This window comes from Kribbella endophytica (assembly GCF_054781295.1).
In genome coordinates this window covers 277,167-299,742 of the sequence record NZ_BAAGUR010000004.1, presented here as the reverse complement: position 1 = coordinate 299,742, position 22,576 = coordinate 277,167, and the positions used below count along the sequence as shown (strand labels likewise).

Below are 22,576 nucleotides of genomic sequence, written 5' to 3'. Positions count from 1 at the left end.
CAGGCCTAGGCCTGGGGGGAGTTGCCGTACTCCCAGTGCCAGGGCTCCTGGCGGTTGCCGCCCTGCTTGGCCCAGTCCGGGTGGATCCAGCCGAAGCGGGGAGCGTTCTGCAGCATCCATTGGTGCTGGGTGGTGCCGAAGCGGTCGATGCCGCCGCAGAGGTCGACGGCGAGGCCCCAGCCGTGGTTCGACGTACCGGGGAGGGCTGCGAGGGACGGCTTGCGGCCGTACAGGGAGACCTGGGAGCTGTACGAGCGGTAGGAGTCGGTGATGCAGAGCGTCTTCCCGAAGCGCTTCTGGTACGCCGACGCCAGGCCCAAGTACGCCGTGGCGGCGTCGCAGCGCAGCGAGTGGGCGCTGGTGATGTTGCACAGCTTGCTCGCCGGGATCATGCCGTTGCTGTAGCCGCCCCAGCCGACGCTGGTCCCGCCGGTGGCCAGGAACGGCATCGGGTTGACGGCGTCGCCGCCGAGGCGGACCTCGAAGTGCAGGTGCGCTCCCGTCGAGTTGCCTTCGGTGCCCACGGCACCGATCCGCTGACCGGCCTGCACCTGCGTGCCGTCCGGGACGTCGATCGAGCTCAGATGCGCGTAGAGCGTCTCGAGCCCGTTCCCGTGGTCGATGCGGACCAGGTTCCCGGCCCAGGCCGGGTGCTCTACCCGGACCGTGCCCGCGGTCGCCGCGCGGACCGGCGTACCGATCGCGGCGGGGAAGTCCTGGCCGGTGTGGATCCCGCTGGCCCACAGCGAACCCGACTGGCCGAACGGCGTACCGATCTCGTAGGTGCCGTCCGCCAGCGGCCAGGTCCAGGCGCCGGTGCCGACGTCGTACGACGTTGGCGTGGTCCCGCAGCGGAAGCCGCCGGCCTGCGACGTGGTCGCCGGCGCGGTCTGCGCCTTGGCCGGCCTGCCGAGCGTCGGCCGGAGCGCGGAGAACAGGCTCTCCGGAACGGTCGTGACGACCACCGCCCCCTTGGCCTCGTCCGCGGCGATCATTTCGCCATCACCGAGCGCGATGCCGATGTGGTAGAGCCCGACCGAGCGGCTCCCCATCACCAGCACGTCGCCCGGCTGCGTCGAGGCGGCCGGGACGGTCTGATAGTCGCGGTAGACGTTGCCGATCGGGCTCGGCAGGCTTGCGTACGGCGCCCAGCTGGCGCGCGCGGCGCCGAGGCAGCCGTACTTGGCCGGACCGGTGCCGGACGCACCGTACGGCTTGCCGAGCAGTCCGAACGCCTGGTTGACCGCCCGGATCGTCTCGGCGGGCAGGACCTTGACCGTACGACCAGCGGCGGTGAACGACGCGGCGCCTGCGACAGCCTTCCCGGCGGCGGTCAGCGGCTTCATCCCGGCCGGGAGCTTGGCCGGGTTCTTCAGGGTGGTCGCCGCGGGCGGCTTCACGCCGGCAGCGGTCAGCTCGGCCAGGTAGGTCTGCCAGCGCGACTTGGCCTGCTGGTTCCGGCTGACCTGCAGCTGGTCGGCCAGCTGGGTCGCGCCGGCCAGGTCGGCGAGCTGACCTTCCATGGTCATGGAGGCGTTCGCGGCCTTCTGCTGCAGCTCCTGGCTGAGCTGCCGGGCCTTGGCGGAGGCCTCGTCGGCGGCCTTGCGCTTGTTCTTGGCGTCGTTGTCCGCCGTACCGGCCGCGTTCTCGGCGGCGCTGGCCGCGTTGTACTGGGCGACCTGGGTGCTGCCGAGCTGCTTGATCGCGGCCTGCCGGTCGGCGATCTCCTGCAGGTTCTCCGCGATCGGAGCCAGCGACCACAGCATCGACTCGGTGCCGATCACGGTCGGGATGCCGAGCTGGTACGCCTGGGCGGTGAGCAGGCCGAGCTTGCGGCGCTCGACCTCGGAGCTGGACCGCTTGGTCGCGGCGTACGCCTCGGCGCGCTTCGCGGCGGTCTCGGTGCTCTGGGCGGCCTTCAACGCGTTCGTGTAGGCGATCGTCGCCTTGGCGACCTCGGCCTGGACGGCGGCCGCCTCGGCCCGGAGCTGCTCCAGGGACCGGTTGACGTCGGTCACCGAGGCCGGCGGCGGGGGAGTCGGATCGTCGGCGTACGCGGACCAGGCGGGTACGGCGAAGACGGCCAGCAGCGTTCCGAGCGCGGCGAACCGCAGCCCACGCTTCTTGTCCATCAAGCCCCCATCGGCCGTCCGCCTCACGCGCGCACGAGAGCTGACGACGGCCCCCCGTGCGCCCCTCAGCCTAGGCGCACTCTCGCCCAGGCGATACCCCGCCTCACCGATCGTGACCACGGCCACGGGGCCCACGGCGGGATCTACTGGTGCGAGGCACTAAAGTTGAGGGTATGGCCTCGCACTTTGACGTTGTTGTCCTCGGCGCCGGCCCGGGTGGGTACGTCGCGGCGATCCGCGCCGCCCAGCTCGGGCTCAAGACCGCAATCATCGAGAAGAAGTACTGGGGCGGTGTCTGCCTGAACGTGGGCTGCATCCCGTCCAAGGCGCTGCTGCGCAACGCCGAGCTGGCGCACATCTTCACCAAGGAGGCGAAGACCTTCGGCATCAGCGGTGAGGTGACCTTCGACTTCCCGACCGCGGTCCAGCGCAGCCGCAAGGTGGCCGACGGCCGCGTCAAGGGCGTGCACTTCCTGATGAAGAAGAACGACATCAAGGAGTTCGACGGCTGGGGCTCGTTCGTCGACGCGAACACGCTCGACGTCTCGCTGAACGACGGCAGCTCCGAGACCGTCACCTTCGACAACTGCATCATCGCCACCGGCGCGACCACCAAGCTGCTGCCGGGCACCCAGCTGAGCGACCGCGTCGTGACGTACGAGGAGCAGATCCTCACCGAGGAGCTGCCGGGCAGCATCGTGATCGCCGGTGCCGGCGCGATCGGTGTCGAGTTCGCCTACGTGCTGGCCAACTACGGCGTGAAGGTGACCATCGTCGAGTTCCTCGACCGGATGGTCCCGCTGGAGGACATCGACGTCTCCAAGGAGCTCGCCAAGGCGTACAAGAAGCTCGGTGTCGACGTACTCACCGGCACCCGGGTCGACTCGATCGACGACTCCGGCGACAAGGTGAAGGTCACCGTCACCGGCAAGGACGGCAACCAGCAGGTGCTGGAGGCCGACAAGGTGATGCAGGCGATCGGCTTCCAGCCGCGCGTCGACGGCTACGGCCTGGACAAGATCGGTGTCGAGCTCACCGAGCGCGGAGCGATCAAGGCCGACGGCGTCCTGCGCACCAACGTGCCGAACATCTTCGCCATCGGTGACGTGAACGCCAAGCTGATGCTGGCCCACGCGGCCGAGGCGCAGGGCGTGATCGCGGCCGAGACCATCGCCGGGCACGAGACGATGGAGCTCGACCACGTGATGATCCCGCGGGCGACGTTCTGCCAGCCGCAGATCGCCAGCTTCGGCTGGACCGAGGAGCAGGCCCGCCTCGAGGGCTTCGACGTCAAGGTCGCGAAGTTCCCCTTCACCGCCAACGGCAAGGCGCACGGCCTGGCCGACCCGACCGGTTTCGTCAAGGTGATCAGCGACGCCAAGTACGGCGAGCTGCTGGGCGCCCACCTGATCGGCCCCGAGGTCACCGAGCTGCTGCCCGAGCTGACCCTGGCCCAGAAGTGGGACCTGACCACCAAGGAACTGGCCCGCAACGTGCACGCGCACCCGACGCTGAGCGAGGCGCTGCAGGAGGCCTTCCACGGTCTCGAAGGCCACATGATCAACTTCTGATCCTTGCTTGAACGCCGAAGGGCCCTGGGCTTCGCGCCCGGGGCCTTTCTGTTGGGAGCCGCATGTCCGAACCCCCTGTCGTCTACCTGATCGTCGGGCTGCCCGGCGCGGGCAAGACCACGCGCGCGAAGGAGCTGGAGCTCGCTGAGTCCGCGCTGCGGCTGACGCCGGACGAGTGGCAGATCGCGCTGTTCGGCGACGCGAATCCGCCGGACAAGCGCGATCTGGTCGAAGGCATGCTGGTGCAGGTCGGCATGCGGGCCGCCGCGTTGGGGGTCAACGTGGTCTTCGACTTCGGGTTCTGGGGGCGGGACGAGCGGTCGGCGTTGCGCTGGATCGCGGGGACGATCGGCGCGCGGAGCGAGGTCGTCTACCTGCCGATCGACCACGAGGAGCAGCGTCGGCGGGTCACCGATCGCTTCGAGTCAACGCCTGGTGAGACGTTCCGGATGAGCGACGAGGAACTCGTCGACTGGCGGGCGCTGTTCGAGGAGCCGGACGAGGTGGAACTGCGGGGCGCGGAGATCCCGCCCGTCCCGGCCGGGTTCACTACGTGGTCGGAGTGGGCGTCGAAGCGCTGGCCGTCCTATCGGTGAGGCCCACAAGTTGTGGCACGCTCAGAAGATGCAGAGTGTGTACGACGCAGTGGGCGGCGACGAAGGGGTTCGACGACTGGCGCACGCCTGGCACGAACGAGTGCTGGCGGACGAGGTGGTCAGCCACGCCTTCAGCCACGGGTTTCATCCTGAGCACACCGAACGGCTCGCGGCCTACTGGGCCGAGGCGCTCGGCGGTCCGGCCGCCTACACCGGCGCCTTTGGTACCGAGAGCCTCGTCGTCCGGATGCACAGTGGCAACGGGCCGCACGAGGAGATGGACCGCCGTGCGATCGCCTGCTTCGACCAGGCGCTGACGGACATCGGCCTGACCGGGGACGACCCGGTCAGGCAGGTCCTGTACGACTACTTCGCCTGGGCCACGACCGTGTCGATGACCCAGTACACGGGCTCGGCCGGCGACGTACCGGCCGGGCTCTCGATTCCTCGCTGGTCCTGGGACGGACTCGTCACAAGCTGAAGGCGACCGACCGCAGGATCAGCGCGGCGACGAAGACCAGGGTGAACGCCAGGTCGATGCCGATGCCGCCGGCGCGCAGCGGCGGGAGCTTCCGTCGTACGGGCGCGATCACCGGCTCGGTCCAGGCGTGCGTCAGCTGGCGGGCCTTGGCGCCCCGCGACGGACCGGTGGCCAGCTGGCCGGTCCAGTCGAGCACCATGCGCACGATCAGCACCAGGATGAACAGGGTCAGGGCGTACCCCAACAGGGTTCCGATCAGGCTCATGAGGTTCCTCCGTTAGAACGTGTTGCCAGTATCAACGGACGAACCGCGCCGATGATGTCCCCGCCACAGTCTTCTTAGCGGACTTTCAGGCATGATCAGCTCGTGAGCAGGCTGCGACCGACCACAGCGCGCGCCGTGGCGTCGTACCCGGACGTGCCCGTCCGCTACCACCGGCCGTTCCTGCGTGCGGTCGCGGGCGCGTTCCTGGTCGGGTCGTCGGTGCTCGGGAGCTCGCTCATGTACTTCCCCGACGGCGAGGACGACCTGGTCCGCGGTGACTGGTTCTGGCATCTGCTGTTCCTGGTGATGCTCGGTGGGCTCTATCTGTACGTCGCGTCGTCGGTGGTCGTGAATCGGACCGAGGTGATCGTCAGCAATCCGTTCCGGCGGGTGGAGATCCCGCTGACGCAGATCGTGACGGCGGTTCCTGGTAGCAATCTGCGGATCAGGACGGCGCAGCGGGATTTCGTGGCCGCGGGTGTTGAGGCGGCGAATGTGCAGAGTTCGAGCGTTGCGTACGGCACCCAGGATGATCTCGCGGGACTGATCAACCGGGCGGCCGCTGACGCGCAGCGCGTGGATGCTGTTGAGGCTGCTGCGCGGTATCGCTTTGCCTGGCCTGACCCGCTGTTCCTGGGCTTTGCGGTCGTGCATCTGGTCAACGCGGTGGTGCTGCTGGTGCACGGCGGTCCGCTGCCGCTCTGACGCAGCGTCTCTGTCAGCGGTCGGTGACGTCGCCGAGGACCGGCTTGATGTCGAGCAGGGGAGTGCCGTCGAGGGCTTCGAGGTTGCTGACCTGGAGGCGCAGGGGCTCGATGGCGAGGATCGTGACCCGGTGGAGGCCGATCGGGTTCGGGCGGTCGGGGGAGCGGGTGCTGAAGACGCCCGTAGGTGGGCGGGTCAGGTCGCCGCGCGGATGGACCTGGAGTGCGTTGCGGTCGGCACGGTCGAGCCAGGTGATGAGGAGGATCTCCTCGCCGACTTTGAGGTCGCGGGCTGCTTCGGTGTACGCCGGGTCGAGGGCGATCCAGGCGTCGGGAGCGCCTTCGTCGCCTTGGCGGGGTGCGTCGGCGGGATCGGTCAGCGGCGACTCCACCCGGCCGATCGGTCGGAGCTCGCTCATGAGAGGTGGACGAACTTGGTGAGCAGGGGAATGCCTGCGCGGTGGACGTGGAGCGCGAGCCCGGGCGGCGCGGTCAGGTCGACCAGGCTGCCGCTCGGCGACGGCGGCTCGAGAGTGAGCGGGACGGTGGATCTGATGCCGGGGGCAAGTAACAGCGGGAGGCCGGCGTACGTCGTACTGATGCCGTTGTGCAGGTGACCGGCGAGCAGCGCGGTGACCGGGTGGCGGCGGAGGACGGCGGCGAACTGGCCTGGTTCGCGCAGGAGCCACTGGTCCATCGTCGGGTGCTGCAGGCCGACCGGCGGGTGGTGGAAGGCGATGAAGACCGGGCCGTCGTACGGCTCGGCGAGGGCGGCGTCGAGCCAGTCGAGGGAGTCGGCGCTGAGCAGGCCGTGGTCCTCGCCGGGGACGGTGGTGTCGAGCAGCACGAAGCGCGCGCCGGCGACGTCCCGGACCTGATGGACGGGATCCTCGGCGCTCAGTTGCCCGGAGGTCGGCGCGCCGGCCGAGCCCGCGTCGGTCAGCGCCGGCTCGACGTACGCGTTCAGGCCGGTGCGGAAGTTCGGGCGGGCGTCGTGGTTGCCGGGCAGGACGAGGACGGGGAGGTCGCCGAAGGCCGACAGCTCGGCGGCGACCTCGGCGTACTCGGTGCCGTGGTCGGCGAGATCGCCGGTGACCAGGACGACGTCGACCGGCTTGGTGAAGGCCAGCAGGTACGACGTGACGCGGCGCAGCCGGTCGCGAGCCTCGGTCGTCCCGTCCAGGTGGGGATCACTCAGGTGGGCGATCACGGTCACGGCGGCCTCCTCGGGTAGGTCAGCAGGTTATCCCTGCCAGCCACCGAGCAGCCCGCGGTTATCCACAGAAGCCGCCTGGCAGGTCGGTGCAGGGGACCAGGCCGTCACGCGCCAGGATCGGCTTGGCCGGGTCCGACGTCAGGTAGTCGAGGAAGGCGTCCTGCAGCGAGTCCGGCTTGGGCGGCGCGGCGGTGTAGGCGTGCTCGACCTCCCAGAACCGGTACGTCCGGTCGGCCACCTTCTCCGTCGCGGGGACGACGCCGTCGATCGCGACCGGCGTCAGCGTCGGGTACTTGCGGGATCCGCCGAGCTCGGCGTACCCGATCGCCCCGTCGATGTCGGCGACGCGGCTGAGCAGCTCCTCCGTCGTACCGACCTCGCACCGCTGCTGCTTGGCGATCGCGTCGTCCTTGGTCCGGCAGTCGTCCGACGTGATGCCGAGCTCCTGGTCCCCGGCCAGCACCTTCTCGCGGAACGTCCGCCGCGACCCGGAGTCCGGCCCGACCCGGCTCACCATGCGGATCGGCAGATCGCGCCCGCCGACCTGTTTCCAGTTGGTCAGCCGGCCCGCGTAGATGTCACGCAACTGGTTCGTGCTGAGCGCGCTCACGTCGGAGGAACGGTTCACGACGACGGCGAACACGACGACCGCGATCGGCCGGCTCTGCAGCTCGCCGGCCTCCTCGGCGGGACCGTCGGAGAGCGCGATCAGCTTCTCCGCCGCGGCCGGATCCTTCTTACCGGTGTCGGCCAGCAACCGCGTCCCGCTGCGACTCCCGCTCGCCGCGATCGTGATGTCAGCCTGCGTGCACTCGGCGACGTACGCGCTGCGCACTTCCTTGACCGTCGGCTCCACCGCCGTCGATCCGACGATGCGCAGTTGCCCGGCCGCGCAGTTGTCCGGCGGCTGCAGTACGTCGACCAGGAACAACGCGACGAGCGCGCCCACGAGCACGAGCGACAGCGCGCCGAAGATCAGCGTCCGCCGGCCCGGACCACGCGGCCGCGGCTCGTGGTAGACGCCGCCTCCCGCCGACCCGCCTGCGAGGTAGCCCGAATGGGTGACGCCGTCGCCGCGGCCGCTCAGTACGAGCAGGAACTTGAAGCTGTCGCCGCGGTTGATCGCCATGCGCGGGATCACCAGCCGGCTGGTGTCGACGAACTTCTCCGAGTCGAGCTGGCGCTGCAGCATCTCGCCGAGCGCCTCGGGCTTGGCCTCGGTCACCTCCAGCCCGACGATGGTCCGGTCCGGGAACGCGAACGACACCTTCTCGTGCATGTGGTGCGGCTCGATGTCCATCCCGCCGGCGTTGTCGACGCGGAGCAGGACGACGCTCGGTTCCTCGACCACGTCGCCCTGGTGCCGGACCTCGACGTCCACCATGTGCGAGCTCGGGAACACCCCGATCGGGGCGTCCACCTGGACCCGGTAGACGAGTCGTTTGCGGCGCAGGAAGTACCGGTCCACCGTCCAGGCGATCGCCGTACTGATCAACGCGATCGCGGCGATCACGGTCTCGAGGTTGATGTCCCCGAGACCGGAGAAATCCACTGCCAAACTCATTGCCCCCTCCAGGACGCAGAGGTTACGGAGCGCGGGTGAACGGTTGCTGACGCTGCGGTGACCGTTGGCGGTTTCGGTCTCCGACCGGCCCGGACGCTTGGCCGGGACGGGTGGTTCTGCGACATTTGGCCGCATGGCTGAACAGGTGGACGTCGTCGTGATCGGGCTCGGCGTGGGTGGCGAGGAGACGGCCGGGCGACTGGCCCAGGCCGGCCTGAACGTGGTCGGGATCGACCCGAGGCTGGTCGGCGGTGAGTGCCCGTACTGGGGCTGCATCCCGAGCAAGATGATGATCCGGGCCGGCAACCTGATCGCCGAGACGCGGCGGGTCGACGGGATGGCCGGGAAGGCCACGGTCGAGCCGGACTGGGCGCCGGTCGCACGGCGGATCCGCGAGGAGGCCACCGACAACTGGAACGACCAGGTCGCCGTCGACCGGCTGGTGGGCAAGGGCGTCACGTTCCTGCGTGAGCGCGCTACGGTCACCGCTCCGGGCACGGTGCAGGCCGGCGACCGGACCTTCGAGGCGTCGAAGGGCATCGTGATCGCGACCGGGACGGTGCCGGTGGTGCCGCCGATCGAAGGGCTGGCCGGTACGCCGTTCTGGACCAACCACGAGGCGATCGAGGCCGACACGCTGCCGGCGACGATCGTCGTACTGGGCGGTGGCGCGATCGGGCTGGAGCTCGCGCAGGTGTTCGCGCGGTTCGGCGTCGCGGTGACCGTGGTCGAGGCGACCGATCGGGTGCTGGCGCTGGAGGAGCCGGAGTCGAGCGCGCTGGCCCAGGAGATGCTCGAGCGGGACGGGATCACCTTCCGGGTCGGCGTACGGGCTGAAGCGGTGTCGTACGACGACGGCTTCACGGTCCGCCTGGGCGACGGCTCCGAGGTCACGGGCGAGAAGTTGCTGGTGGCAACGGGCCGCCGGACCGACATCCGTGGGCTCGGACTGGATGCCCTCGGCCTCGATCCGTCGGCACGGTTCGTTGCCGTGGACGAGCATCTGCGGGCTGCGAGCAACGTCTGGGCGGTCGGCGACGTGACCGGGGTCGGCGTGTTCACGCACAACGCGATGTACCAGGCGAACGTGGCGGTGCTCGACATCCTCGGCGCCGACGACGCTCCGCAGGCGCGCTATCACGCGATGCCACGGGTCACCTTCACCGATCCGGAGATCGGTGCGGTCGGGCTGACCGAGCAGCAGGCCCGCGACCAGGGGCTCGACGTCCGGACCGAGATCACCCAGATCCCGTACTCGACCCGCGGCTGGATCCACAAGGCCGGCAACGAGGGGTTCATCAAGGTCGTGATGGACGTGTCGCGTGGTGTGCTGGTCGGGGCGACCAGCGCCGGGCCGGTCGGGGGCGAGGTGCTGAGCGGGCTCGCGGTCGCCGTGCACGCCGCCGTACCGGTCAAGGAACTGCAGCAGATGATCTTCGCGTACCCGACCTTCCACCGTGCGTACGGCGAGGCTCTGAAGAACCTCTGACGAACGGTGGACGCTCCTTGTTGCGATCCGGTCGCAACTGGATCAAGAATGGGAGCATGCATGTCCCTGACGGATTCTTCGACGCACCGACCTCGATCGCTACCGGACTGATCGCGGCCGGTGCCGTCGGCATCAGCCTCCGGCGCGCCAACCGGGAGATCAAGGAGACCGGGCCGGCGCTGGCCGGGCTGACCGCGGCCTTCGTATTCGCCGTCCAGATGGTGAACTTCCCGGTCGGCGCCGGGACCAGCGGTCACCTGCTCGGCGGCGCGCTCGCCGCCGCGCTGGTCGGGCCGTGGACCGGGGTGCTGGTGATGTCGACGGTCCTGCTGGTGCAGGGGCTGCTGTTCGCCGACGGCGGGCTGACCGCGCTCGGGACCAACATCACGCTGATGGGGCTGATCACGGTCCTGGTCGGGTACTTCGTCACCCGGGCGCTGCTCCAGGTGCTGCCTCGGCGCGTCGGCAGCGTCGTACCGGCGACGACCGTCGGTGCTCTGGTGTCGGTGCCGGTGGCCGCACTCTGCTTCACCGGCCTGTACGCCGTGGGCGGCGCGGTCGACATCCCGCTCGGCAAGCTCGCGACGGCGATGGTCGGGTGGCATGTTCTCGTCGGGCTCGGTGAGGCGGTGATTACCGCGGCCGTGCTGAGCGCGGTCGTCGCGACGCGGCCGGATCTGGTCTACGCCGCTCGGCACCTGCAGGCGGATCTCGTGCTGGTGGATGCGGACGGCAACTCGTCGACGGTCTCGCCGGATCGTCCGATCGCGGCTCGGCCGGCTGGGCGTTCGCTGGGTGTCGGGGTTGCGGTGACGCTGCTGGTGGCCGGGGTGGTGAGTCTGTTCGCGAGTGCGCATCCGGACGGGCTGGAGTTCGTGGGGGCGAAGCTCGGGTTCGAGAGTGCGGCGCGGGATTCGGCGGTTGCTGGGAGCCCGCTGGCCGATTACGGGGTGAGTGGGATCGGGAACAGTCACGTCTCCGGGGCGCTGGCCGGGATCATCGGCGTACTGGTGACGATCGCCGTCGGGTTGCTGATCGCGAAGGTCGCGTCCCTGCGCTCGGCGCGGGCCAACGCCGACACGACGGTCTGACGCGCTCGTGAGTGGGGACGGCCTGCTGGTGCCGACCGGGAGCCTCGTGCACCGGTTGCCGGCGCAGGTGAAGATCGTGGCGCTGTTGCTGTTCGTGCTCGCCGTGGTGTCGACGCCGGCGGCGATCTTCTGGGCTTTCGGGCTGTACGCCGTACTGATTGTTGGTTGTGTCGTGCTGGCTCAGTTGCCTGCTGCAACGGTGTTGCGGCGGCTGGCGGTGGAGACGCCGTTCATCGTGTTCGCGCTGCTGCTGCCGTTCGTGGCGACCGGGCCGCGGGTCGACGTACTGGGTGTGTCGCTGTCGTCGTCCGGGGTGCTGGGTGCGTGGAACGTGCTGGCGAAGGGGACGCTCGGCGTGATTGCCGCGATCGTGCTGTCGGCGTCAACCGGGCCGCGCGATCTGCTGGCCGGGCTCGAGCGGTTGCGGCTGCCGTCGACGTTGGTGGCGATCTTGTCGTTCATGGTCCGGTATCTGAGCGTGGTGTCGGACGACCTGCACCGGATGCGGATCGCTCGGGAGTCTCGGGGGTACGCCGGGGGACGCGTCGGGCATCTTCGCGCAGTTGCCGGGGGAGTGGGCGCGCTGTTCGTCCGGAGCTTCGAACGCGGAGAGCGGGTTCACCTGGCGATGCAGTCGCGCGGGTACACCGGGCGGCTGCCGCTGCTGTCGGTCGGCGGTGCTGATCGCTCGCAGTGGTTGACCGGGCTGACGGTGTCCCTGGCGGCGATCGCCGTCGCGGTGACGGCTAGGCTGGTCGGCTTGTGAGCAGCCCTTCGATCCACGTCGAGCGTCTGGTGTTCGCGTACCCCGACGGTCGGCAGGCGCTGTTCGGCGTCGACTTCACCATCGAACGCGGCGAACGCGTCGCCCTGCTCGGGCCGAACGGCGCCGGGAAGACAACGCTCGTGCTGCACCTCAACGGCATCCTCGGCTCGGTCGCCGGCGGCACCGGCAGCGGCCGCATCCAGATCGGTGGCAGCGACCTGCACCGGGAGCATTTGCCCGAGGTACGCCGGAAGGTCGGGCTCGTCTTCCAGGACCCCGACGACCAGCTCTTCATGCCGACCGTCCGCGACGACGTGGCCTTCGGCCCCGCCAACCTCGGTCTCCGCGGCGCCGAGCTCGACGAACGCGTCCAGGAAGCCCTCGTCCAGGTCGGCATGCAGGACCACGCCGATTTCGCCCCCCACCACCTGTCGTACGGCCAACGCCGCCGAGTCGCCGTCGCCACAGTCCTCGCCATGCGCCCCGAGGTGCTCGTCCTGGACGAACCCTCCAGCAACCTGGACCCAGCCAGCCGCCGCGAGCTCGCCGACATCCTGTCGGCGCTGGACGTCACGCTGCTGATGATCACCCACGACCTGCCGTACGCCCTCCAGCTCTGCGAACGCAGCCTCCTGATGGACCACGGCCGCATAGCCGCCGACGGCAAAACCCGAGACCTCCTGGCTGACCCCGACCTCATGTCAGCCCATCGCCTGGAACTCCCGTACGGCTTCGACCCGCTGTCGGTTCCCGGCCCTGAAAGCTGACTCAGCGTTCGGTGAGTTGCCCCACCAGGTGCGTCAGTTCGTGCTTCTCGTCGTACAAGGCGAAATCGGTCACGGAATCACTGGACGAGTACCCGAACTGAACTCGCGAAGGCAGCAGCAAAGGCTTCCGGAAATCCACTCGGACCTCGAACGCATCCGGCAATCCAACAGCCCGCTCGATCGACGCCAAAGCAGCCGCCTTGGCCCACATCCCATGCGCGATCTGCCGCGGAAAACCGAACGCCTGCGCCGACAGCTTGAACAGATGAATCGGGTTCCGATCCCCGGACGCCGCGGCGTACCGGCGCCCGAGATTCCCTCGCAAGTCCCACCAGGCCAAACCATCCAGCGCAGGATCCGCCAGCAACGAAGCGTGCGCCGAAGCATCACCCGCAGACCGACTCAGCAGCGTCGTAGAGTCCGTCCACACCAGCTCACCGAAGACCCGCACCTCGCTCAGCACATCGAAGACAGTCCCCTTCGGATGCGCCCGCTCCGGCCCACTGTGCACGGTGATCGCCAGATCAGCATGCAAAGGAATAGGCCGATACTGCGTGATCGTGTTCGACAGATGGACGATCCCCATCGGCTTGTACGGAAACGACGGGTCCGACATCAGATCCAAATGCAGCGGAAACGCCAGCACGTGCGGATAAGTCACCGGCAAAACCGGCCCAGCCGCGAATCCCGTCACTTCCCGGTACGACGCCAGGTGGTCCTGATCGACCACCACCTCCGGCAACTCGAGCGTGAGCCCGTCCACATCAGGCTCGTACTCGGCCTTCCGCAGCGTCGCCTTCACGGTCCGGGCGTACAACGACCCCAGACCGGGCGAATCGTCGTACCGCCGCGTCGGCATCTCAGGCCCCCAGCATGCTCTGACCGCACACCCGAACGACGTTCCCGGTCACCCCGGCCGACGCCGGATCAGCGAACCAGGCGATCGTCTCCGCGACGTCCACCGGCTGCCCGCCCTGCTGCAGCGAGTTGATTCGCCGCCCGACCTCGCGGATCGCGAACGGCACCCGCGCGGTCATCTCGGTCTCGATGAAGCCCGGCGCGACCGCGTTGATCCGGATCTGCCGCTCGGCCAGCTTCGGCGCGTACGCCTGCACGAGCCCGATCACGCCGGCCTTGGAGGTCGCGTAGTTGGTCTGCCCGTTGTTGCCCGCGATGCCGGCGATCGAGGACACGCCGATCACCGAGCCGCCGTCGCGCAGTGCGCCGGACTCGAGCAGGTGCGCCGTGATCCGCTCCGGCGCGCGCAGGTTGACGTCGAGCACGGCCTCCCACGTGTCGGTCCGCATGTTCGCGAGCCGCTTGTCGCGGGTGATGCCGGCGTTGTGCACGACGATGTCGAGCCCGCCGTGGTGCTCCTCGGCGTGGGCCGCGATCCGTTGCGGTGCGTCGATCGCGGTGACGTCGAGCAGCAGCTCGCTGCCGCCGACCTTCGAGATCACCTTGCGCAGGTCGTTCGCGTTCTGCGGTACGTCGACGCCGATCACGGTCGCGCCGTCGCGGGCCAGCGTGTCAGCAATCGCGGCACCGATCCCTCGCGCGGCGCCCGTCACGAGCGCGACCTTGCCCGCGAGCGGCTGCGTCGGGTCGGTCGCCACCAGCGGCCCGGTGCCGATCCGGGCGACCTGGCCGTCGACGTACGCCGACTTCGGCGACAGGAAGAACCGCAGCGTCGACTCGAGCTGGTCGTGCGCGTCGGGCGCGACGTACACGAGATTGACGGTGGCGCCGCGCTTGACCTCCTTGCCGAGCGAACGCGTGAAGCCCTCGAGCGCGCGCTGCGCGATCTGCTGCTCGGGCGACGCGGCGAGCTCCGGCGTACGGCCGACGACGATCACGCGGCCGGCCGCGCCCAGCTGGCGGATCACGGGGGAGAAGAAGCGCTGCAGCGAGCTGAGCTCCGCCGTACTGGCTGCGCCGGTCGCGTCGAAGACGAGCGCCTTCGGGCGCAGCTCGCTCGACGCGACGCCTTCGGCCGCCGTACTGAAGTTGGCGCCGATGTCGCGCAGCAGGGCCTGGATGGCCTTGCCGGTGTCGGTCTCGCCGATCGAGCCGAAGACGACCGGCCCGTCGATCACCCGCGCGCCGTCGCGCCAACGGGGGAGCGGGGTCGGGTCGGGTAGGCCGAGGTTCTTGACCAGGGCCTGGCCGAGCGGCGTCCGCGTGAAGGTCTGGTAGCGATCCGTCATCTCTTCAGGCTCCTACTTCTCGAGGATGGCGACGACACCCTGGCCACCGGCGGCGCAGATCGAGATCAGGCCGCGACCGCCGCCGTTCTCGTCCAGCTGCTTGGCCAGCGCGGCCACGATCCGCCCACCGGTCGCGGCGAACGGGTGACCGGCGGCCAGCGAGCTGCCGTTCACGTTCAGCTTGGCGCGGTCGATCTCGCCGAGCGGTGCGTCCAGGCCGAGCCGTTCCTTGCAGAAGATCGGGTCCTCCCAGGCCTTCAGCGTCGCCAGCACCTGCGACGCGAACGCCTCGTGGATCTCGTAGTAGTCGAAGTCCTGCAGTGTCAGACCGGCCCGCGCGAGCATCTTCGGTACGGCGTACGCCGGAGCCATCAGCAGCCCCTCGGCGCCCTTCACGTAGTCGACCGCCGCTGTCTGCGCGTGGGTGAGGTAGGCCAGCGGGCGCAGGCCGTGCTCGGCCGCCCACTCGTCGGTCGACAGCAGCACCGCCGACGCGCCGTCGGTGAGCGGCGTCGAGTTGCCAGCGGTCATCGTCGCGGTCTCGCCCTTGCCGTACACGGTCTTGAGCTTGGCCAGCTTCTCGAGCGTCGTATCGGGCCGCAGGTTCTGGTCCTTGTCCAGGCCCAGGTACGGCGTGAGCAGGTCGTCGTGGAAACCACGGTCGTACGACGCCGCCAGGTTGATGTGGGAGCGGTACGCGAGCTCGTCCTGCGCCTCGCGGGTGACACCCCACTCGAGCGCGGTCAGCGCGGCGTGCTCGCCCATCGACTTGCGGGTCCGCGGCTCGGCGTTGCGCGGGATCTCGGGGACGATGTCCTTCGGGCGAACCCTGGCGAGGACCTTGAGCCTGTCCGGTGTTGTCTTGGCCCGGTTGAGGTCGAGCAGGATCTGGCGGAGCTTGTCGTTGACCGCGATCGGCGCGTCCGACGCGGTGTCCACACCGCCCGCGACGCCGGCCTCGATCTGGCCGAGGGCGATCTTGTTGCCGACCAGGATCGCCGCCTCGAGCCCGGTCCCGCAGGCCTGCTGGAGGTCGTACGCCGGGGTGGTGGCGGCCAGCTTCGACCCGAGCACGACCTCGCGGACCATGTTCCAGTCGCGGGCGTGCTTGAGAACGGCACCGGCGACCACCTCACCGAGCTCCTGACCGCCGAGGCCGGTCCGGTCGACCAGCCCGTTCAGCGCGGCGGTGAGCATGTCCGAGTTCGACGCGTGGCGGTAGTTCTTGTCCTGGCGGGCGAACGGGATGCGGTTGCCGGCGACAACGGCCACCTTGCGGGGTTCGGTCACGGTGTCTCTCCTGCTGTGCGTGGGGTGATGCGCCTGGTGGACTTGGCGGAAGTTTTGGGGGCTGGGCCGGCTGGCTCGGTGCTGGCTCTGGCCTCGGCGCTGGCCTCGGATGCCTTGGCCCTCGCCTCGGATGCCTTGGTCGTTGCCTTGGGCGCCCCGGCCGTTGCCTTGGTTGTTGCCTTGGGCACCTTGCTGCTGCTGCTGCCGCTGCCGCCTGCGTCGGCGGCTCGCCGGGTGGAGGGGGTCCGAGCGCCGAGGGCCTGGCGTCCGACGGCCGTGGCGAGCGTCGCGGTGATCGCCGTCTCGCGGACGGTCGCGATGTCGGCCTGGTGCACCACCGGGTGCCCCGGCTGCGCGGCGGACACGATCAGCCCCATCCGCGCCATGTGCAGCGACCCAAGGGTCTGGGTGTACAGGTGGTTGGCCAGGTAGTCGGTGTCGACCTCGTCGAACACCCCGGTCCGCTGGCCGGCTTTCAGGATGGTGGAGATCCGCTGCAGGGCGCTGCCCATCGCCGTACCGAGCTTCACCATCACCGGCTCGGTGATCTCCCCGAACAGCTCGTCGCCGGTCCGCCGCAGCAGGCTCATCGCGCAGTCCGCGAACGCCGGGTACTCCAGGCAGAAGTCGACGAAGACCTCGCTGAGCGCCTTGAGCCGGTTCATCGGCGTACGGCGGGAGCTGTCGACGGCTTCGAGCCGAGCGTCGAGCTCGGTGAGGTAGTCGATCAGGGTGAGCGCGAACAGCTCTTCCTTGCCGGCGAAGTGGCGATAGATCAGCGCCTTGTTGATGCCGACCCGCTTGGCGACCTCGTCGATCTGGGCGTCGATCGAGCCGCGTTCGTCGAACAGCTCCCGGGTGCAGCGGATGATGTCCCGCTCCCGGTCGCGACGACGCTCCGCCGTGGTCCGGCGGCGTCCGATCGCGAGCAACGCGGAGCTCATGCACCGATCTTAGTCGCAGGGGTGCCCCCTGGTGCAAACGACGGTTACACTCGTGGGTAACATCGCTCTGGATGGCGTTTGCCGTCCGTTCGTCGTACTGCTGTGTAGTTGTTGCCGGTGCTGGACCCCTGTTTCGCGCTTCCCCTGCGCGCTCCTCGGAGGACTCGATGACCATGACCGACCCCAAGCCGACTGTCTCCGCGGACGTCATGTCCCTGGCCGGTGAGCTCGGCGCCGAGCGGGCCAAGCCGGGCTGGAGCAGCTTCTCGCTGGCGATCAACGACGACCAGCGCGAGCTGCGCGACTGGGCGCACACCTTCGCCGCGGACGTGATCCGCCCCGCCGCGTCCGAGTGGGACGAGCGCGAGGAGACGCCGTGGCCGGTGATCCAGGAGGCCGCGAAGATCGGCCTGTACGGACTCGAGGCGAGCATCAACCTCTTCATCGACCCGTCCGGCCTGCTGATGCCGCTGGTCCAGGAAGAACTGTTCTGGGGTGACGCCGGCATCGGCATGTCGCTGATGGGCACCGGCCTCGCGTCGTCCGCGATCTTCTCCAACGGCACCCCCGAGCAGTGGAGCCAGTGGCTCCCACGCTGCTACGGCACCCCGGACGACGTACAGGTCGCCGCCTTCTGCTCCTCCGAGCCCGGCGCCGGCTCGGACGTCTCCGCGATCCGCACCCGCGCGACGTACGACGAGAAAACCGACGAGTGGGTCATCAACGGCCAGAAAGCCTGGGCCACCAACGGCGGCATCGCCGACATCCACGTCGTCGTAGCCACCGTCGACCCCGCCCTGGGCACCAAAGGCCAAGCGGCTTTCGTGGTCCCCAAATCCGAAGTGGTCAGCCTCGCCCAAGGCACCAAACTCAAAAAACACGGCCTCCGCGCCTCTCACACCGCAGACGTCTTCTTCGACAACGTCCGCATCCCCGGAGCCAACGTCCTAGGCGGCAAGGAAAAGCTGGATGCCCGCCTAGCCAAGGCCCGCGAACCCCGCGACCCCGCCGCGGCCCAGGCCCGCAACGCCTCCATGGCCACCTTCGAAATGACCCGCCACATCGTCGGCGCCCAAGCCATCGGCATCGCCCGCGCCGCCTACGAGTTCGCCCTCGACTACGCCAAGGGCCGCGAACAGTTCGGCCGCCCCATCATCGACAACCAGGGCATCGCCTTCAAACTCGCCGACATGGCCCTCGAAATCGACGCTGCCCGCCTGCTCGTCTGGCGGGCAGCCAACATGTCGTCCGCCCTCATGCGAGGCGAAACCCCCAACTACACCCACGGCGAAGGCTCCATGGCCAAACTCAAAGCCGGCGAAGTAGCCGTCAAGGTCACCGAAGAAGCCATCCAAATCCTAGGCGGCAACGGCTACACCCGCGAGTACCCAGTAGAAAGAATGCACCGAGACGCCAAGATCTACACCATCTTCGAAGGCACCTCAGAAATCCAGCGTCTGGTCATTTCGCGGGCCATCTCGGGCATGCGGATCAGATAAGGTAGACGTCGAAGAATGACAGGCAAAAGACACTGAGTGTCAAAACATAGAAACTAAGAAACCTAAAGATAGAAAAGACAATATAGATTAGCAGTTGCCTGGTTGCTGTGAGCGCGTTTCTGCGGCCAGGCTCGTGGGTTTCACGATCTTCGGTGCGCTGACCGTACTGCTAACTCATCCGTCGAGCTATTTCCTTTCGAGTTGGTTGAGCGAAGATAAGATCTCCAAACTTGGGCTACTCAGCGGCCACTAGGGGTGCTGCGGCGGACTCGTAGAGATCGATTCGATTGAGAATTTCTTCTGCGTAAATGCGGCATTGCAGGCGCTGGTCGGCGGTGAGGACGTCGACCCGATTGTGTGCCATCGGATTTCGATAGCGGGCGAGGGCCTCGAATCTGGAGTGCCAGAAATGCCTGTCGCCGATATAGAAGACCGGCCTGAATAGATCCCAGGAATCGTTGATGATAAGCCAAATGTCGCTCGGATAAGTGTAAGCGAGCCAGGACCCCGGGTGCCCGAATTGGCGAATATCGCGGTCGAGTTTTCCACTCGCTTCCTGGTGCATCTTCTTGAGCGGCTTGCTCCGGGCGATCAGAGCATCCGTCCACGCGTCACCGTGCTCCGCCAGCAGCATCGTCTCAACCAACCCGCGGAGGCGGACCTCGACAATCCCAAGTACTCCCCAGGGATTTAGATCGAGAGTTGACCTCCTCAGAACATCACGAAAAGCCACGTGGCTACCGAGTCCTATATGCTCGCCAGCTACGGCGGAAATCACACCTAGGGAGGACAGTTGCCGCTTCTCCCGCAGCCAGTCATCGACAACGGGGCCCAGTACTAATTGTGCCGCAGCAGACAGCAGGCCAAGATGATCGAAATACGCGACGAGCCGTTGCATGGTCTCCAGCTGCTGCATCTCGCTGGACTCGGACGGCCAAAGATCCGGCCTTGCGCTCAGCCAGTACTTCACCAGCTGCGGATGGCCGGCAGACCAGCCTAGGCAGGCGGCTCGCTCGCTTTCGTTGAGATCGTCGCCGCGATCCCAGACCGCTAGGAGGTCCTCCTCGGTCACCGCGCCGAGGTACTCCGAATAGCAGACGCTCGCCAGCGTGGAGATTCCGCGAACCTTCGCCTCGATGGCATCCAAAGACCGACGCGATGCGATTAATGCGTTGCAGTGCGTCGTCTTCGGTCGGTGGATAAGTTCGCGAATAAGTTTGAGGAAGTCAAGGCCATCGGGATAGTCGAGAACCGCGTCGAACTGCTCAAGTACCAGAACGACGCTCTCGGTCCTCGCCAGGAGAGCGGCGGTTAGAGTTCCCCAGGCCTCGTAGGTATCGCCTTCGGCTGCCGAATGCTTGGATTTATGGTTCTCTGTTAAACCCACCAGATTCACCAGATCGCGAAGTATTGAAGCGCCGCTCGCTCGAGTACTTAGGTCAATCCTAACAAATTTCACCTCTGCTTGCTTGAGGCCTACGATCACCTGATCAGCAACCCAGGTTTTGCCTGCTCCGGGTGCCGCGTGAATCGCGACATTGCAGGTGTCCGAGAGTAGTTCTGTGATCCTGTGCACTAAGATTTGCCTTTGACTCACAACGCCATCCTTCGAAGATATTCTGCGAACAGAAGCACTCGAATACCGACTAATCCGTCGCGTTCTCGGATCACTTCACGCATCACTAGGTCACGAAACACTTGACCTTCGGCCGAACTCAACTCCAATGACCCGATATCAACCGGTGAATTCTGTGGACCGGCCAGGCAGGCTATGCGGTGCAAGATCTGTTCCGCCGCCCGGTCTGCTTCGAAGGCATCCTCGCCCTCAGTCATGCCGTCCAATAGCGTGCCAGTGTTGTCAGCAGACAGCATGCAGTCAAAGCGGTGAAAGTCGATCTGGCGATGCCCATCTACCAATGATTCAATAGCCGCCTCGACATCCGACTCGGCCACTTCGTGGCGTTTTCCCTCGTTGACGATCGAGACAATTCGATCGCATACGATCTGAGTAAAGAATGGATGTCCAGACGTGTACATGGGGACGACATTCAAAGCGTACCCGACAAATCTGGAACTTCCGTCCGCGTTGCGGATCGGTTCATCGGCCAGGCGCTCTGTCTCCTCCATAGAAAGATAATCAAGACGCCGTGTGTGCATGATACTGAATTCGTTCGGAAAGGCTCGCAGAAAGTTGGGCATGGAATCCTGTCCAACCACTAGGGCTGAGAAAAGTTTTGCTTCCAGGAATCCTTTCCATTGGCGCATAAAGTCGCGAAGTTCGTCTGACTGTGCTGGCGGCACGTGCTGTCGTCGTAGTATCTCAAAGAGATAGGTAAATTCATCCACCACAACTGCGAATCGGGGCTCAGATAATCCTTCGGCTCTCAATAGCGCACGTGAGGCAGAAACCGTCTTCTGGAGGCTGCGAAGTGGCTGTTTGTCGACCTCGTTCTGATCCGGAAATCTGCGGAGCAGACGCTCCGCGACTTTGGGTCCGAGTTGGACCCCAACCTGGTTGCGGTAGGCATCAACCACCTGTCCGACGAATCCGGCAGTGATGGCATGCCGATCCACCGTCCCCATGGAGACTGAAGCCACCAGGACGCCATCCCCGATGAGCTTCTCTTGAACCCGCTGCAAGACGCTCGACTTTCCGGTCCGTTTCTGGCCGTACAGCGCGTAGCATCGCCCGGATCGAGCATTCATCAGGTAGCTCGATATTTCATCCACCAAGCCGTCGCGACCAAAGAACATGCCAGGATCGTCGACCGGGATTCCGCCGGCATAGTCGCGATACGGATTATCGATCGACTCAAAGGAAGCGGCGGATCTCAGTCGAATGGCGATACTTTGCCGGCCGGTCGAGCGTGATTCGTTCTGGAGCCCCGCATATGCGAGATGCGCCTCGATCTTCAGGTCGCCGCGAGCTCCCTGCCGCCGACGATCCCTCATCCTAACCTGGAGCATGCTAGTCGTACCGGGATCAAGTCTCGCCAGCACTTGTGGATGGCCCACTTTTTCAAGCCCACGATGCCGGTCGATAACTACAGTGATCTGCTCGGCCGCCAGGTACGTATCATCCAATGTAACTCTTACCGGGACCAGGAATTCGCCGGATGCGTCGACGTTAATGGTAACGATCCCAGCGGTTACGATTCTAGGCCTTGGATCGAGTCGACGTAGATAACCTTTCCACTCTGAATCCTCTGCCGTGATCACCTTGTCGAGGAGCTCGGCTGCGATCTGATAGGGCATTGAGCGGGCAGTTGCTCGCGTATTTGACCGCTGCAGTGCCGCAATTTGGATTAGATACTCTTTGCGATACCTGTCGGCGTCTGGGTACTCGCCGGAACGTAGTCGCTTTACGATCATCTGCAGAATATCTAGCATTTCCGCGAACATGGATCGGTGTGCCGGGTAACTCAGGGAGACGATCGCGGCCCTGATTGCGCTGTCAGCGGACTCCAGTTGGTCGGCGAGCGACACGCCGGTCCTGTTTTCGGTATCGAACTCCAGTTCGCGCAGTGGCGCTAGAACGGATTGAAGATCGCGCGGCAGGGTTGCGGACGACCAAGTGTCGCCTGCCGTCGATGTGTTCAAAGTTTCGATACTCGCGACCACTGACGCGGGCAGCGCGAGCGTCCTACTGTTTGCCATCCGGACAGTAACACCGGCAGAATCGGCGCTCTCCACGATCGCCTCGACTGAGTACTTTCCGCTGGCTCCCTGCAGAAGTAGGCGAACCCGGTCGCCTACTTCCACGACCCTGACCTCAGCCGCGTCCACGATTCCCCCACCTCTAGCATCCCCCCGGACGCCGATACTGGCGGACAGTACACGGTTGACATCGCCGACGAGAAGAGTTCGTTGCACATTCGGTCAGGGATAGGCGTGAACGAATGGGCGCGGCAGATGACGCTGACGGTTCCATCGGCACTTGGCGTGCAGTCTGGTCAACCCCGAGGTCAGCACAACAGCTCAAGCACCGTGCGGG

20 protein-coding genes are annotated in these 22,576 nt (G+C 66.9%); 9 read left to right on the top strand and 11 right to left on the bottom strand.

The annotated features are described in order from the left end of the window. Positions 1-5: 5 nt before the first annotated feature. Positions 6-2,132 carry a peptidoglycan DD-metalloendopeptidase family protein gene (locus tag ACYVIO_RS33250; protein ID WP_460654905.1) on the bottom strand — a complete coding sequence of 709 codons (2,127 nt, stop codon included), beginning with the start codon at positions 2,130-2,132 and terminating at the stop codon, positions 6-8. A 173-nt stretch (positions 2,133-2,305) separates the two neighbouring features. On the opposite strand from ACYVIO_RS33250, the gene lpdA reads away from it, so the two are divergent. From lpdA to ACYVIO_RS33235, 3 genes are all read left to right on the top strand, one after another. Then, positions 2,306-3,703 carry a dihydrolipoyl dehydrogenase gene (gene lpdA / locus ACYVIO_RS33245; protein WP_460654904.1) on the top strand — a complete coding sequence of 466 codons (1,398 nt, stop codon included), beginning with the start codon at positions 2,306-2,308 and terminating at the stop codon, positions 3,701-3,703. A 62-nt stretch (positions 3,704-3,765) separates the two neighbouring features. After that, positions 3,766-4,299 carry an AAA family ATPase gene (locus ACYVIO_RS33240; protein ID WP_460654903.1) on the top strand — a complete coding sequence of 178 codons (534 nt, stop codon included), beginning with the start codon at positions 3,766-3,768 and terminating at the stop codon, positions 4,297-4,299. 28 nt (positions 4,300-4,327) lie between these two features. Further along, positions 4,328-4,780: a group II truncated hemoglobin gene (locus ACYVIO_RS33235; RefSeq protein ID WP_460654902.1), complete on the top strand. Its 453-nt coding sequence runs from the start codon at positions 4,328-4,330 to the stop codon at positions 4,778-4,780. Here ACYVIO_RS33235 and ACYVIO_RS33230 read toward each other — a convergent pair. After that, positions 4,770-5,045: a YggT family protein gene (locus tag ACYVIO_RS33230; protein ID WP_460654901.1), complete on the bottom strand. Its 276-nt coding sequence runs from the start codon at positions 5,043-5,045 to the stop codon at positions 4,770-4,772. The genes ACYVIO_RS33235 and ACYVIO_RS33230 overlap by 11 nt on opposite strands. 102 nt (positions 5,046-5,147) lie before the next feature. On the opposite strand from ACYVIO_RS33230, the gene ACYVIO_RS33225 reads away from it, so the two are divergent. Next, entirely contained in the window at positions 5,148-5,750 is a 603-nt protein-coding gene (locus ACYVIO_RS33225) for a hypothetical protein (protein ID WP_460654900.1), read from the top strand. Positions 5,751-5,763: 13 nt separating this feature from the next. On the opposite strand, the gene tsaA is transcribed toward ACYVIO_RS33225, so the two are convergent. Genes tsaA through ACYVIO_RS33210 form a run of 3 tightly spaced genes read right to left on the bottom strand, consistent with a single transcriptional unit; the run spans position 5,764 to position 8,529 of the window. Continuing rightward, a complete protein-coding gene (tsaA, locus tag ACYVIO_RS33220; RefSeq protein WP_460654899.1) occupies positions 5,764-6,168 on the bottom strand; it encodes a tRNA (N6-threonylcarbamoyladenosine(37)-N6)-methyltransferase TrmO in 405 nt (134 codons plus the stop codon). Beyond that, positions 6,165-6,965, bottom strand: coding sequence for a metallophosphoesterase (locus tag ACYVIO_RS33215; RefSeq protein WP_460654898.1), 801 nt, complete (start codon positions 6,963-6,965; stop codon positions 6,165-6,167). Before ACYVIO_RS33215 ends, tsaA begins: the two co-directional genes overlap by 4 nt. 58 nt (positions 6,966-7,023) lie before the next feature. Then, positions 7,024-8,529, bottom strand: coding sequence for a PstS family phosphate ABC transporter substrate-binding protein (locus ACYVIO_RS33210; RefSeq protein ID WP_460654897.1), 1,506 nt, complete (start codon positions 8,527-8,529; stop codon positions 7,024-7,026). Between the two features lie 133 nt (positions 8,530-8,662). Here ACYVIO_RS33210 and ACYVIO_RS33205 point away from each other — a divergent pair, with 133 nt between their 5' ends. From ACYVIO_RS33205 to ACYVIO_RS33190, 4 genes are read left to right on the top strand one after another with little or no spacing between them, the layout of a single operon-like run. Further along, the gene (locus ACYVIO_RS33205) at positions 8,663-10,018 is read left to right on the top strand and encodes a dihydrolipoyl dehydrogenase family protein (protein ID WP_460654896.1); all 1,356 of its coding nucleotides are present in this window, start codon (positions 8,663-8,665) and stop codon (positions 10,016-10,018) included. 56 nt (positions 10,019-10,074) lie between these two features. Beyond that, positions 10,075-11,109: an energy-coupling factor ABC transporter permease gene (locus ACYVIO_RS33200; protein WP_460654895.1), complete on the top strand. Its 1,035-nt coding sequence runs from the start codon at positions 10,075-10,077 to the stop codon at positions 11,107-11,109. Between the two features lie 7 nt (positions 11,110-11,116). Beyond that, positions 11,117-11,875, top strand: coding sequence for a cobalt ECF transporter T component CbiQ (gene cbiQ, locus ACYVIO_RS33195; RefSeq protein ID WP_460654894.1), 759 nt, complete (start codon positions 11,117-11,119; stop codon positions 11,873-11,875). Further along, positions 11,872-12,642 carry an energy-coupling factor ABC transporter ATP-binding protein gene (locus ACYVIO_RS33190; protein WP_460654893.1) on the top strand — a complete coding sequence of 257 codons (771 nt, stop codon included), beginning with the start codon at positions 11,872-11,874 and terminating at the stop codon, positions 12,640-12,642. The genes cbiQ and ACYVIO_RS33190 overlap by 4 nt, the downstream gene beginning before the upstream one ends. Position 12,643: 1 nt before the next feature. Here the strand turns inward: ACYVIO_RS33190 and ACYVIO_RS33185 are convergent, their stop codons facing one another. From ACYVIO_RS33185 to ACYVIO_RS33170, 4 genes are read right to left on the bottom strand one after another with little or no spacing between them, the layout of a single operon-like run. Further along, on the bottom strand, positions 12,644-13,501 hold the full coding sequence (locus ACYVIO_RS33185; RefSeq protein WP_460654892.1) for a MaoC/PaaZ C-terminal domain-containing protein: 858 nt from the start codon (positions 13,499-13,501) through the stop codon (positions 12,644-12,646). A 1-nt stretch (position 13,502) separates the two neighbouring features. Next, on the bottom strand, positions 13,503-14,849 hold the full coding sequence (locus ACYVIO_RS33180) for a 3-oxoacyl-ACP reductase (protein WP_460654891.1): 1,347 nt from the start codon (positions 14,847-14,849) through the stop codon (positions 13,503-13,505). A 12-nt stretch (positions 14,850-14,861) separates the two neighbouring features. Beyond that, positions 14,862-16,139: an acetyl-CoA C-acetyltransferase gene (locus tag ACYVIO_RS33175; RefSeq protein WP_460654890.1), complete on the bottom strand. Its 1,278-nt coding sequence runs from the start codon at positions 16,137-16,139 to the stop codon at positions 14,862-14,864. Further along, complete coding sequence (locus tag ACYVIO_RS33170) at positions 16,136-17,083, bottom strand: TetR/AcrR family transcriptional regulator (RefSeq protein WP_460654889.1); 948 nt, start codon at positions 17,081-17,083, stop codon at positions 16,136-16,138. Before ACYVIO_RS33170 ends, ACYVIO_RS33175 begins: the two co-directional genes overlap by 4 nt. A 167-nt stretch (positions 17,084-17,250) precedes the next feature. Here ACYVIO_RS33170 and ACYVIO_RS33165 point away from each other — a divergent pair, with 167 nt between their 5' ends. After that, complete coding sequence (locus ACYVIO_RS33165) at positions 17,251-18,582, top strand: acyl-CoA dehydrogenase family protein (RefSeq protein ID WP_460654888.1); 1,332 nt, start codon at positions 17,251-17,253, stop codon at positions 18,580-18,582. A 235-nt stretch (positions 18,583-18,817) separates the two neighbouring features. On the opposite strand, the gene ACYVIO_RS33160 is transcribed toward ACYVIO_RS33165, so the two are convergent. Beyond that, the gene (locus ACYVIO_RS33160; RefSeq protein ID WP_460654887.1) at positions 18,818-20,179 is read right to left on the bottom strand and encodes an ATP-binding protein; all 1,362 of its coding nucleotides are present in this window, start codon (positions 20,177-20,179) and stop codon (positions 18,818-18,820) included. After that, positions 20,176-22,368 (bottom strand): ATP-binding protein, encoded by a 2,193-nt coding sequence (locus ACYVIO_RS33155; RefSeq protein ID WP_460654886.1) that lies wholly within the window; start codon positions 22,366-22,368, stop codon positions 20,176-20,178. The genes ACYVIO_RS33160 and ACYVIO_RS33155 overlap by 4 nt, the downstream gene beginning before the upstream one ends. Positions 22,369-22,576 lie beyond the last annotated feature (208 nt).